The 12259-nt window shown below is 71.0% G+C and carries 10 protein-coding genes and 1 tRNA gene; 3 read left to right on the top strand and 8 right to left on the bottom strand.

All coding sequences use genetic code 11. The features are described 5' to 3' along the window. Positions 1-33: 33 nt before the first annotated feature. Entirely contained in the window at positions 34-966 is a 933-nt protein-coding gene (gene pheA / locus LVO85_RS01910) for a prephenate dehydratase (protein WP_232745709.1), read from the top strand. A gap of 1 nt (position 967) precedes the next feature. Here pheA and LVO85_RS01905 read toward each other — a convergent pair whose 3' ends face one another. The 8 genes from LVO85_RS01905 to LVO85_RS01870 form a co-directional block, all read right to left on the bottom strand. Further along, on the bottom strand, positions 968-1600 hold the full coding sequence (locus LVO85_RS01905) for a GDSL-type esterase/lipase family protein (RefSeq protein ID WP_232746168.1): 633 nt from the start codon (positions 1598-1600) through the stop codon (positions 968-970). Between the two features lie 55 nt (positions 1601-1655). Beyond that, positions 1656-1826, bottom strand: a complete 171-nt coding sequence (locus LVO85_RS01900) for a DUF6104 family protein (protein WP_232745708.1) — start codon at positions 1824-1826, stop codon at positions 1656-1658. A 38-nt stretch (positions 1827-1864) separates the two neighbouring features. Continuing rightward, on the bottom strand, positions 1865-2911 hold the full coding sequence (locus LVO85_RS01895) for a GNAT family N-acetyltransferase (RefSeq protein WP_232745707.1): 1047 nt from the start codon (positions 2909-2911) through the stop codon (positions 1865-1867). A gap of 9 nt (positions 2912-2920) precedes the next feature. After that, complete coding sequence (locus LVO85_RS01890) at positions 2921-6742, bottom strand: multifunctional oxoglutarate decarboxylase/oxoglutarate dehydrogenase thiamine pyrophosphate-binding subunit/dihydrolipoyllysine-residue succinyltransferase subunit (RefSeq protein WP_232745706.1); 3822 nt, start codon at positions 6740-6742, stop codon at positions 2921-2923. A gap of 92 nt (positions 6743-6834) precedes the next feature. Then, entirely contained in the window at positions 6835-7662 is an 828-nt protein-coding gene (locus tag LVO85_RS01885) for an ABC transporter permease (protein WP_232745705.1), read from the bottom strand. Continuing rightward, on the bottom strand, positions 7659-8639 hold the full coding sequence (locus tag LVO85_RS01880; RefSeq protein WP_232745704.1) for an ABC transporter ATP-binding protein: 981 nt from the start codon (positions 8637-8639) through the stop codon (positions 7659-7661). Before LVO85_RS01880 ends, LVO85_RS01885 begins: the two co-directional genes overlap by 4 nt. Before the next feature lie 106 nt (positions 8640-8745). Continuing rightward, positions 8746-9264, bottom strand: coding sequence for a hypothetical protein (locus tag LVO85_RS01875; protein ID WP_232745703.1), 519 nt, complete (start codon positions 9262-9264; stop codon positions 8746-8748). Between the two features lie 84 nt (positions 9265-9348). Continuing rightward, positions 9349-9420: transfer RNA gene (locus tag LVO85_RS01870), tRNA-Arg, on the bottom strand. A gap of 79 nt (positions 9421-9499) precedes the next feature. On the opposite strand from LVO85_RS01870, the gene LVO85_RS01865 reads away from it, so the two are divergent. Together LVO85_RS01865 and LVO85_RS01860 are read left to right on the top strand one after the other, a co-directional pair. Next, the gene (locus LVO85_RS01865) at positions 9500-11146 is read left to right on the top strand and encodes an arginine--tRNA ligase (protein WP_232745702.1); all 1647 of its coding nucleotides are present in this window, start codon (positions 9500-9502) and stop codon (positions 11144-11146) included. Positions 11147-11172: 26 nt separating this feature from the next. Beyond that, positions 11173-12165 carry a homoserine dehydrogenase gene (locus LVO85_RS01860; RefSeq protein ID WP_232745701.1) on the top strand — a complete coding sequence of 331 codons (993 nt, stop codon included), beginning with the start codon at positions 11173-11175 and terminating at the stop codon, positions 12163-12165. The last annotated feature ends 94 nt before the right edge of the window (positions 12166-12259 follow it).

Here is a 12259-nt window from a genome sequence, read left to right as displayed (position 1 = left end):
GCGTCGACCCTGCCCGGACGCTAAGGTGCGCGTGTGGCCGCCCCTGTCGACGTCGTCTACCTGGGTCCGAGCGGGACCTTCACCGAGCAGGCCGTCCGCCAGCTGGCGGACGGCGACGGAGCGACCACGCTGCCGGTGGCGACGGTCGAGGCGGCCCTGGCCGAGGTGCGCGAAGGTCGCGCAGCCAGCGCGGTGGTGCCCTTCGAGAACTCCGTGGAAGGGTCGGTGTCGGCCACCCTCGACGCGCTCATCCACGGGGAGCCGCTGAGGATCGTGCGCGAGGCGCACATCGCGGTCCGGTTCGCGCTGATGGCACGCCGTGGGCTGTCCCGCAGCGGGGTCCGGCGGCTCGCCACCCACCCGCACGCCGCGGCGCAGACCAGGCAGTGGGTCGCCGAGCACCTCCCGGCGGCGGAGGTGCTGCCGGAGTCGTCGACGGCACGCGCGGCAGAGCTCGTCGCCGCGGGGGTCTACGACGCAGCTGTCGCTGCCCCGCTGGCCGCCGCCCGGCACGACCTCGAGGTCCTGGCCGACGACATCGCCGACCGCGCGGGAGCGGTCACCCGGTTCGTCCAGCTCGCGCCACCGGGGCCGCCCCCGACGCCGACCGGCGCGGACACCACGACCCTGGTCGCCTTCATCCGGCACAACCACCCCGGCGCGCTGCTGGAGCTCCTCGAGCAGTTCGCGGTGCGGGGGGTGGACCTGTCCAGGCTGGAGTCGCGTCCGACAGGAGAGGGCCTGGGTCAGTACTGCTTCGCGATCGACGCCGATGCGCACATCGACGAGCCACGGATGGCGGAGGCGCTCAGCGGCCTGCACCGCACCTGTCTGCAAGTGCGCTACCTCGGCAGCTACCCCCGGGCCGACAGCCGCACCGGCACCGTGCCCCCCGAGGCCGCGGCCACCGCCTACCGGGACGCCGCGGACTGGCTGCGCTCGCTGCGCAGCGCGTCTGAGGGATGAGTCAGTCCCCGAGCTGCAGCCAGCGTTGCCACCCGTGGTGCAGGACCAGCCAGGCGATCAGTCCGTAGCCCGCCTGCGCCGGGTGCACACCGTCGCCGGCCGCGAGGTCGCTCTGCCACTGGTCGTGGTCGCGCAGCGGCAGGAAGCAGTCCACGAACGGGACGTTGCGGCGGGAGCAGACGTCGGCCTGTGCCTCCGCAAGCGCCTGCAGGCGGCCGTTCAGCTCCGGGTCCAGGGTCGGTGGCGGGCCCACGACGAACGTCGCGATGCCGCTGGTGGACGCCTCGTCGAGCACGTTGGCGAGGTTGAGGCGTGAGCGTGCGGTGCTGATGCCGTGGTCGAGGTCGTGGGCACCGACACCGACGACGAGCCGTCGCTCGCCGCGGCCCGCCCACCGCACGGGGCACTCCGCCCGCCACCGCTGCATGACCTCGGCGCTGGACTCACCGCGGACCCCCAGGTTGTAGGCCGTGAGGTCGGCATCGTGGGTGGGTGTGCGACCCACGACCCGGCTGACCCACCCCAGCGCCTTGGGGTCGCCGTACCCTGCGACGAAGCCGTCGCCGATGAAGCAGATGCCGATGTCACGGGGCCCCTCGGCCACCTGGAACTCAGCGCTCGGCGTGAACTCCATCGAGGGCTGGTCGGTGCCGGACGTCACAGGTGGTGCCTTTCTCGTCGGTGGTCGCTCACTCGTCGTCCTCCCTGGCCAGCCAGGTGGCCAGGCGCTCGACCGCTGTCTCGAGCTCAGGGTTGAGGTCGACGAAGGTGCGCAGCTGGTCCGCCAGCCACACCAGGGTGACCTCCTCCTGGCCACGGCGGGCGGCGAGCTCCTCGATGCCCCGGTCGGTGAAGTACACGCCCCGACCCTATCCCCGAGGCGCTCCGGATGCGGTCCTCACGTGGCCGGGATCGCGACATCCTTGTGCCAGGACTCCGTGACGTAGGCCGTACGCCACCCCATGGAGGTGTACAGACCGTGGGCCCCGGTAGGGGAGTCGGCGTCCACCTCCAGCCCCACCCGGTTGCGACCCCGTGCAGCGGCGTCGGCGATGACGGCCCGCAGCAGGGACTTGGCGACCCCGCGCCCCCGCGCCCGCTGGTGCACCCCGATGTAGTCGATGTAGGAGCCGTCGGGCTGCGGTCGGCCCTGGCTGTCGAGGCGCCCGGTCACCGTGGTCGCCACGACCGCACCGGCCGGCTCTCCGTCGACGGTCGCCAGCCACCAGTGGTCCCACCGGTGCCCCGGGTCCTCGCGCAGCCGCCCGACGAACTCCTCGAAGGTCTCACGGTAGGAGTTGAAGTGGTCGGCGAAGGACTCCTCGAGCACGAAGTGGATGTCGCGCAGGTCCTGCTCCTCGGGCATGCCGACATGGTCGTCGCGACGCACCCGACGCACGACGACGCCTTCCCGTGGCGGCGGGAACGCCTCGGGTGCGGCCTCGTCGGGGGAGACCGGACGGCTCATCTGCCACCAGTCCCGCACCTTCGTGAAGCCCGACTCCTCGAGCCACCGGTGCTGGCGGGCATCGTCCTGGAAGGCCCCCGAGTCCATGTGGAAGTCGTCGACGCCGCGGCGACGGCCGATCTCCAGCGAGAAGGCCTCGGCCGCGGCGAAGGCATAGGCCGCGACGACATCTGCCTCTGTCTCGGGTAGGTCAGGGTCGACGGTGACCCCGACCAGCACGCGGCCGGCTGCGCGGTCGTGGCAGCTCACCCAGGCTCTGGCCACCCCTGAGGAGTCGCGGACCAGCAGGTGGGTGCGGGTGCGGACCCCGCGTCCGGTGACATCGGCGGCGACGTTCTCGCTGTCGGCCCCGGGCCATCCCCTGGCCTGCTTCTCGTGCCGCCGCAGCAGTCGGACCAGGTCCTCCACGTCCCGCTCGGTCGGTGTGGTCGAGGTCCAGCCCTCGGGCAGGTCGGCCTGGACGGGTGTCGTGGTCATCGGCGGTCCTCAGCGGTCGAACGCACGGGCGAGCAGGGCTTCCTGCTCCACGGCATGCACCTTGGCAGACCCGGTCGCCGGTGATGCCGCGGCCGGCCGGGACACGACGCGCAGCGGACGCTGCTCATCGTGCTCCGCGAGGGAGGCCGGAAGGTTGAGTGCCATGAACGGCCACGACCCCTGGTTCTCCGGCTCGTTCTGCACCCAGACCAGCTCGGCATCGGGGTAGGCGGCCGTCAGCTCTGCCAGCTCCTTGCCGGGGGTCGGGTAGAGCTGCTCGACACGCAGGATCGCGGTCTGCTGGTCCTCGCGCTTGCGGCGCTCGTCCTCGAGGTCGTACACGAGCTTGCTCGAGGCCATCAGGACCCGGTCGACCGTGCCGGACATGCGCTCCCGGTCGGGCAGCACCGCGCGGAACCGTCCGGAGGTGAAGTCCGCAGTGGCACTGGAGGCCGACTTGAGCCGCAGCATCGCCTTCGGCGTGAAGACGACCAGAGGCTTGCGCGGCCGGGCGTAGGCCTGCTTGCGCAGCAGGTGGAAGTACGAGGCCGGGGTGGAGGGGTAGGCCACGGTCATGTTGTCCTCGGCACACATCTGGAGGAACCGCTCGATCCTGGCCGAGGAGTGGTCCGGGCCCTGCCCCTCGTAGCCGTGCGGCAGCAGCAGGACGACCGAGGAGCGCTGGTCCCACTTCTGCTGCGAGGACGAGATGAACTCGTCGACGATGATCTGGGCGCCGTTGACGAAGTCGCCGAACTGCGCCTCCCACATCACCAGGGCATCGGGTCGCTCGACGGAGTAGCCGTACTCGAAGCCCATGGCTGCGTACTCACTGAGCAACGAGTCGTAGATCCAGAACTTGGCCTGGTCCTCGGACAGGTGCGACAGCGGCCCCCACTCGCTGGCGGTGACCTTGTCGGTCAGGACGGCGTGACGCTGCACGAACGTGCCACGGCGGGAGTCCTGACCGGCCAGCCGTACAGGGGTGCCCTCCAGCAGGAGCGAGCCGACGGCGATCAGCTCGCCCATCGACCAGTCGATGCCACCCTCACGGGTCATCTCCTGACGCTTGGCCATGAGCTGCGCGAGCTTCTGGTGGACCGTGAAGCCCTCCGGCGTGCCGACGAACGCGTCGCCGATGCGGTGCAGCACGCTCTCGTCCACGGCACTGGCGACAGGCCGGTGGTAGGCGACGTCGTCCTGCTGCTGTGCCTGAGGCCGCTCAAGGCCGCCCTGCTCGTCGCCCTTCATCGCCGCCTTGGTCTCGGTGAAGACCTGCTCCAACTGACGCTGGTAGTCGCGCAGGGCGTCCTCGGCGTCCTCGACCGTGATGTCGCCACGGCCGATGAGGGACTCCGTGTAGAGCTTGCGGACGGAGCGCTTGGACTCGATGAGGTCGTACATCAGCGGCTGCGTCATCGAAGGGTCGTCGCCCTCGTTGTGACCCCGCCGGCGGTAGCAGACCAGGTCGATGACGACGTCCTTGTGGAACTCCTTGCGGAAGTCGTAGGCCAGCTGGGCCACCCGGACGCAGGCCTCGGGGTCGTCGCCGTTGACGTGGAAGATGGGCGCCTGGACCATGCGGGCCACGTCGGTGCAGTAGACCGAGGAACGCGACTGCATCGGGCTGGTGGTGAAGCCCACCTGGTTGTTGATGACGACGTGGACGGTGCCGCCGGTGCGGTAGCCGCGCAGCTGGGAGAGGTTGAGCGTCTCGGCGACCACACCCTGGCCCGCGAACGCGGCGTCGCCGTGCATGAGCACGGGCAGCACGGTGAAGGTGTCCCCGGGCTTGTTGAGGCGGTCCTGCTTGGCGCGCACCACGCCCTCGAGCACGGGGTTGACCGCCTCCAGGTGGGAGGGGTTCGCGGCGAGGTAGACGTCGGTGCTCTTGCCGTCCTCCGTGCGGAACTCGCCCTCGGTGCCGAGGTGGTACTTCACGTCGCCCGAGCCCTGCACCGACCTGGGGTCCTGCTTGCCCTCGAACTCCTTGAAGATCTGCCCGTAGGACTTGCCCGCGAGGTTGGCCAGCACGTTGAGCCGGCCCCGGTGCGGCATACCGATGCAGACCTCGTCCATGTCGTCCCGCGCGGAGGCGTCGAGGATCTGGTCCATCAGCGCGATGACCGACTCCCCGCCCTCCAGGCTGAACCGCTTCTGTCCGACGAACTTGGTCTGCAGGAAGGTCTCGAACGCCTCGGCCGCGTTCAGCCGGCGCAGGATGCGCAGCTGCTCCTGGGGGGAGGGCTTCTCGAAGGGGATCTCCACCCGCTGCTGGATCCACGCGCGCTGCTCCGGGTCCTGGATGTGCATGTACTCGATGCCGACGGTGCGGCAGTAGGAGTCACGCAGGATGCCCAGGATCTTGCGCAGCGGCAGCCGGGCCTGGCCGCCGAAGCCCCCGGTGGGGAAGGTGCGCTCGAGGTCCCAGAGCGTCAGGCCGTGGTTGGTGATGTCGAGGTCGTGGTGGCGGCGCTGACGGTACTCCAGGGGGTCGGTGTCGGCCATGAGATGGCCGCGCACACGGTAGGCATGGATGAGCTCCTGCACGCGGGACACCTTGGACACGTCGTCCATGTGCGAGGCCGACACGTCCGGCGCCCACCGGATGGGCTCGTAGGGGATGCGGAGCGAGGTGAAGATCTCGTCGTAGAACCCGTTGCCGCCGAGCAGCAGCTCGTGCATGACCTTGAGGAACTCGCCCGACTGGGCGCCCTGGATGATGCGGTGGTCGTAGGTCGAGGTGAGCGTGAGGATCTTGCTCACCGCGTTGTCCGTGATGCGCTCGTGGCTGGCGCCCTGCCACTCGGCCGGGTAGTCCAGCGAGCCCACGCCGATGATGGTGCCCTGGCCCTGCATGAGACGCGGCACGGAGTGCACGGTCCCGATGCCGCCGGGGTTGGTCAGCGAGATGGTCGTGCCCTGGAAGTCCTCGATCGTCAGCTTGCCCCCGCGGGCCTTGCGGATGAGCTCCTCGTAGGCACCCCAGAAGTTGTGGAAGTCCATGTCCTCGGCGCTCTTGATGCTGGGCACGAGGAGCTGGCGGGAGCCGTCGGGCTTGGCCACGTCGATGGCGATGCCGAGGTTGGTGTGCGCCGGGGCGACGAGGACGGGCTTGCCGTCCTGGACCGTGAAGCCGTTGTTCATCTCCGGCATCATCGTGACGGCCTTGACCATGGCGTAGCCGATGATGTGCGTGAAGGACACCTTGCCGCCACGGCTGCGGGAGAGGTGGTTGTTGATCACGGTGCGGTTGTCGATGAGCAGCTTGGCCGGCAGGGAGCGCACGCTGGTCGCGGTCGGCACGCTGAGGCTCGACTCCATGTTGGCGACGACCCGTGCCGTCGCCCCCCGCAGCGGTGTGCTGCGCGACTCCTCCTGAGGGCCGGCGGTCTTGCGTGCCGGGGCGTCACGCGGGGTCGGCGAGGGCTCGCCGGGCTTGGCTCCGCCCTGCGCAGGCTCCGCGTCCTTGCCCGTGTCCTTGCCCGTGTCCTTGTCTGCGGCGGACGCCTTGCCGGGCTGCGCCGAGGCCTTCTTGCGCGGCGCCTCGGTGGGCGACGCCTGCGGCTGCGTGTCGGCCTTCTCGGCCTTCTCGGGCGTGGCCTTGCGCGCCTTCGGCTCCGTGGTCGGCTCCTGCGTCGTGACGCCCCCCTGCCGGCCACCACCGTTGCTGTCGGCACCCTCGGGCTGGTAGGTGGCGAAGAACTTCTGCCACTGTGGAGACACGGACGACTTGTCCGAGAGGTACTGGTCGTACTGCTCCTCGACCAGCCACTCGTTGGCGCCGAAGTCGGCCAAGGGATTGTCGTTGCTGGGGGGCTGCGGTGCCACGGCGTGTGCGCCTCTTCCTCACATGGTTGACGAGACGATAGGTCTGCACTCGTCAGCCTAGCCCCAACAGCAGCGCTGGTCTCCCGACGGGGTCAGGCGATGTCGCGGGACCTCGTGAGGAGCCATCCGACGACGGTCATCACCGCTGCGTACCCGAGCAGCACCAGCGCAGCCGTCCACCACGCCAGCGGGTCCTCGGCTCCGCCCAGCGTGCGGGCGAACTCGGGGTCCACCCCCGTGAAGAGGTCCAGGGTGGCGGTCGTCGCCTGGCTGGGGAAGTACTTCGCCAGCCACTCCGCACCGTCGAGGAAGGTGAGACCGAACCCGAGCAGCGGCTCCACGATCCACGCCGCGGCCACCGCGATCGACAGGGCCGCCACCTGGTTGGGGATGAGCACGCCGACGCCGAAGCCGATGAGGGCCCAGAGCGCCAGGACGAGCAGGACCAGCAGGAGCGTCCGGCCGAGCTCGGCCGGCTCCGGGAAGACCGGCAGGTCGCTCAGCGCCAGCAGCACGCCTCCCCCGAGCAGGCACCCCAGCAGGTGCACGACCCCGTTGAGGGCGCCGACGACCACGAGGGCGACCACCTTGGCAGCGACGACGCGGCCGCGCCGGGGTGTGGCCAGGAAGGTGCCGGAGATGGTCTTGTGCCGGAACTCCTGCCCGATGCTCAGCACCCCGATGATGAGTGCCAGCAGGTAGGCCACCTGGATGCCCGCGGTGTAGACCAGCCTGGCCAGGACCAGGGGAGGGACCACCTCCGAGACCGGCGTCCCGTCGGGGGTCAGGCTGCCGTAGACGTACAGCGCCCCGAAACCACCGGAGAAGATCGCCCCCAGGAGGAACATGGCCAGGGCCATGCCCCAGGCCAGGCGGGTGGTGGCGTACTTGCGCAGCTCGGTGCGGATCAGGGCGGTCATGCCTGCTCCTCGGTGGAGGTCGAGGGGGTGGCGTCCCCGGTGAGGTTGCGGTTGCGGTGCGCGGGTGCCTCGGTCAGCTCGAGGAAGAGGCGCTCGAGGTCGGTGCGCAGCGGGCGCAGCTCGTGCACGGCCACGCCCGCCACCAGCGCGACGTCACCGATGCGCACCATGTCACCGGTCAGTGCCCGCAGGGCACCGGGACCGTGCTCCGTCGCCGGCTCGGCCGTGATGCCCTGCCCGTGCAGCGCCTCGGCGAGGTGTGCCGGGTCGGCGGCGCGCACCAGCGTGGCGGGGTCGCCGTGCAGCTGCTCGATGGTGCCCTGTCGGACGAGGTGACCGTTGGCGATGATGACCACGTCGTCCACGGTCTGCTCCACCTCACCCAGCAGGTGCGAGCTCACGAGGATGGTCCTGCCCTCCCCGGCGAGATGACGCAGCAGGCCGCGCAGCCAGCGGATGCCCTCCGGGTCCAGCCCGTTCGACGGCTCGTCGAGGATGAGCACGCGGGGGTCGCCCAGCAGGGCGGCGGCCAGGCCGAGCCGCTGACGCATGCCCATCGAGTAGCCCCCGGCTCGCTTGCGTGCGGCGGCCGGGATGCCGACGAGCTCCAGCATCGCGTCGACCCGGCTGTCCGGGATGCCGTGGGTCCCGGCGAGGACCCGCAGGTGGTCGCGGCCGCTGCGCCCCGGGTGGAAGTTGGTCGCCTCCAACGCTGCGCCGACGGTCGTCAGGGGGGCGGGGAGCTCGGCGTAACGCCGGCCACCGATGAGGCCCTGGCCGGCGGTGGGTCGGATCAGTCCCAGCAGCATGCGCAGCGTGGTGGTCTTACCGGAGCCGTTGGGTCCCAGGAACCCCGTGATCCGCCCGGGCTCGACCCGGAAGCTGAGGTCGTCCACGGCCAGGAAGCCCCCGAAGGACTTGGTGAGCCCGCGCACCTCGATGTCCGTGCTCGGCACGGTCGTCGGTGGAGTGGTCATGAGCCCATCCAAGCAACAAGGTGCCAGGCAGGACATCAGCCGGAGGTCGGAGGCGGGGTCACTCCTTCGGCCGACCGCGGTGGGCGGTGCCGACGGGCGGCGCCGGTCAGGGGTCGCGGCGAGGCGGAGCGCCGGCGAGGCGGCGCCAGCGGACGCCGTGGGCGTCGGTGTACGCGACCTCGAGGGAGGGCTGCATGCCGTGCGGCTCCACGGCCGCACCGGTGGCGTCGCGGAAGGTCGCCACCACCGTGTGTATCCCCCGTGGCTCGAGCGAGGCCAGGGTGTGTCCGGCCGTGAGGTCGTAGGTGTAGCCGTCCGGCACGTCTGACATCAGGAGATGAGCAGCGCGCACCTCGAGGTCGGTGAACGACGCCTCACTGTCGTTGCGGACCTCGACGGTGGCCAGCGCTCCACCGACCCTGGGGTGGAGGGTCAGCAGGCGGGCCTGGGCAGCCCCGTCGGCGTGCCCCTCCGACCGCCCTCGGGTGGCACGACGGGCGCGCTCCATGGAGGCCCGGGCCTGGCCCTGGGACACCGACCGGCCACGGAGCGTCCACACGACGGCGAGGGCCGCGACGGCCGCGGCCGTCGCCGTCACCAGGGGCGTGACCCGTGAGTCAGTCATGGGAGGCAGAGTACGAGAGAGTCCGTGCTGGAACACAACTGGCGTGCGTGAGAGCACGACACACCTGCTGCCGCGATGCGGTTGCGCCCCCGGCAGGATTCGAACCTGCGCTCCCGCCTCCGGAGGGCGGTGCTCTATCCCCTGAGCTACGGGGGCAACAGCGCGAAACTCTAGCAGTCACGGGCCGGTGACCACGACCACGGCGACCTGGCGGCACGACACTAGACTGCCGCGGGTGACTCCCGAGCAACTTGCCGCTGCCATCCGGACCGCCCTCGAGCAGGCCGTCACGGACGGTGACCTCGACGTCGCCGCCCCGGCCGAGATCCGTGTGGAGCGACCCCGCAGCCGCGAGCACGGGGACTGGTCGACCAACATCGCCCTGCAGCTCGCCAAGGCCGCCGGTATGCCGCCGCGCGAGGTCGCCGACCTTCTCGCCGAGCGGCTACGGGCCGTCGAGGGCGTGGCGGCCGTGGACGTGGCCGGCCCCGGCTTCCTCAACATCACCCTCGAGGCGGCCAGCGCCGGTGAGCTGGCGAGGTCGATCGTCGAGGCGGGCACGTCATACGGCTCCAACGACACCCTGGCCGGCGAGGTCGTCAACCTGGAGTTCGTGTCGGCCAACCCCACCGGGCCCCTGCACATCGGGCACACCCGGTGGGCCGCCCTGGGCGACGCCCTGCACCGCCTCCTGGCCGCCAGCGGGGCCGACGTCACGGCCGAGCACTACACCAACGACGCAGGCGCGCAGCTCGACCGGCTGGGCGCCTCGATCCTGGCCGCCGCCCGCGGTGAGGAGACGCCCGAGGGGGGATACGGCGGGGAGTACGTCGACGAGCTCGCCCGGCTGGTCCTCGCCGAGCACCCCGACCTTCTGCAGCTCTCATCGGACGAGGCGGTCGCGGTGGCGCGGGAGCGCGGGTGCGCGCTCCAGCTGCAGCAGAACAAGGACACCCTCGACGCCTTCAACGTGCACTTCGACGTGTGGTTCTCGGAGAGGTCGCTACACGACTCCGGTGCCGTGGCGGACGCGGTGGGCCGGCTCCGCGAACAGGGTCACGTCTTCGACGCCGATGGTGCGGTCTGGCTGCGCACCACCGACTTCGGTGACGACCGCGACCGGGTGCTCATCCGTGCCACCGGCGAGCCGACCTACTTCGCTGCCGACGCCGCCTACTACCTCAGCAAGAAGGACCGCGGCTTCCCCGCCAAGATCTACATGCTCGGGGCGGACCACCACGGCTATGTCAACCGGCTCAAGGCGATCGCCGCCTGTGCCGGGGACGACCCGGCTCGTCACATCGAGATCCTGATCGGTCAGCTCATCAACATCCGCGGTGAGCGGATGGGCCGCCGGCGTGGCAACGCGCTCTTCCTCTCCGAGCTGATCGAGTGGATCGGCTCCGACCCGGTGCGCTACTCGCTGGCCCGTTTCCCGGCCGACAGCCCGCTGGACCTCGACGGCGAGGAGCTGCGTCGGCGCAGCAACGACAACCCGGTGTTCTACGTGCAGTACGCCCACGCGCGCACCTGCAACGTCGCCCGGCTGGCGGCAGAGGACGGGGTCTCCCGGGACGACGGGTTCGACCCCTCCCTGCTCGGGCACGAGACCGAGTCCGCCCTGCTTGCCGTGCTCGGGGACTTCCCACGAGTCGTGGCCCAGGCGGCCACCCTCCGTGAGCCGCACCGGGTGGCGCGCTACCTGGAGGACCTCGCCGGTCGGTACCACAAGTGGTACGACGAGTGCCGCGTCCGGCCGGTGGAGGCCACGGAGGAGATCACCGACCTGCACCGCAGCCGTCTCTGGCTCAACGACGCCACCAGGCAGGTGCTCGCCAACGGGCTGCACCTGCTCGGTGTCGGTGCACCGGAGCGCATGTGACCACGACCCCGGACGAAGGACACCCGATGACCGACGCACCCATCACGGTCGCACTTCTCGGCTGCGGCACCGTCGGGGCCGCCGTGGCTCGGCGCGCCGTCGAGCGCGCCGAGCTCTTCGCGCAGCGCGCCGGACGGCCGCTCACCCTGACGGGCATCGCCGTGCGGGACGTGTCACGGGCACGCGACCTGCCCGGAGTGCCGAGCAGCCTTCTCACCGAGGACGCCGAGTCGGTCGTCGACGGTGCGGACGTCGTGGTCGAGCTGATGGGAGGTATGGAGCCGGCGCGCAGCCTCATCGAGCGCGCCATGGCCGGCGGCTCCCAGGTGGTCACGGCGAACAAGCAGCTCATCGCCCACCACGGCCTCGCCCTGCACCGGATGGCCGCCCAGCACGGTGTCGGCCTCGACTACGAGGCCGCGGTGGTCGCTGCGGTGCCCGTGCTGCGCGTGGTGCGGGAGGCGCTGGCCGGAGACCAGGTCACCTCGATCTCGGGCATCGTCAACGGGTCCACCAACTACATCCTCGACCTCGTGGCCCGACTCGGGGTCCCCTTCCAGGAGGCGCTGGAGCGGGCCGGCCGACTGGGCTACCTCGAGGCGGATCCCGCCGAGGACCTCGAGGGTCTGGACGCGGCGGCCAAGATCGTGATCCTGGCGCGCACCGCCTGGGGGGTCGACGTGACTCTCGAGGACGTGCAGCGTGAGGGGATCACCCGGCTCACGGACGCCGACTTCGAGCAGGCACGGGGGACCGGTCAGGTCATCAAGCTCATCGCGTCGGCCTGGTCGTCGGGACCGGCTGCGCAGCCGCGGGTGGAGCTGGCCGTCCGTCCGGTGATGCTGGCCGCCGACCATCCCTTCGCCCAGACCCGGGAGGGGCGCAACGCGGTGGTGATCGAGGCGGAGTCCGCCGGTGCGCTGCGCCTGCACGGTGCGGGCGCCGGTGGTGACGAGACCGCGTCAGCCGTGCTCGGGGACATTGTCCAGGCCGCCCGTCGGGTCGCGGCGCTGCACTGACGTCCCGGCGGTCCTGAGCCGCCACACGGGCCGGGCGTGTGCCACCGCCCACATCTGTGGGTGCTAGAGTGACTGTGCCTCGCGGGAGAGCCCA

It is taken from the genome of Ornithinimicrobium sediminis, from assembly GCF_021272345.1.
GTDB lineage: Bacteria > Actinomycetota > Actinomycetes > Actinomycetales > Dermatophilaceae > Ornithinicoccus > Ornithinicoccus sediminis_B.
The sequence above is the reverse complement of the archived record's forward strand: the minus strand, read 5'-3'. Positions and strand labels throughout refer to the sequence as shown.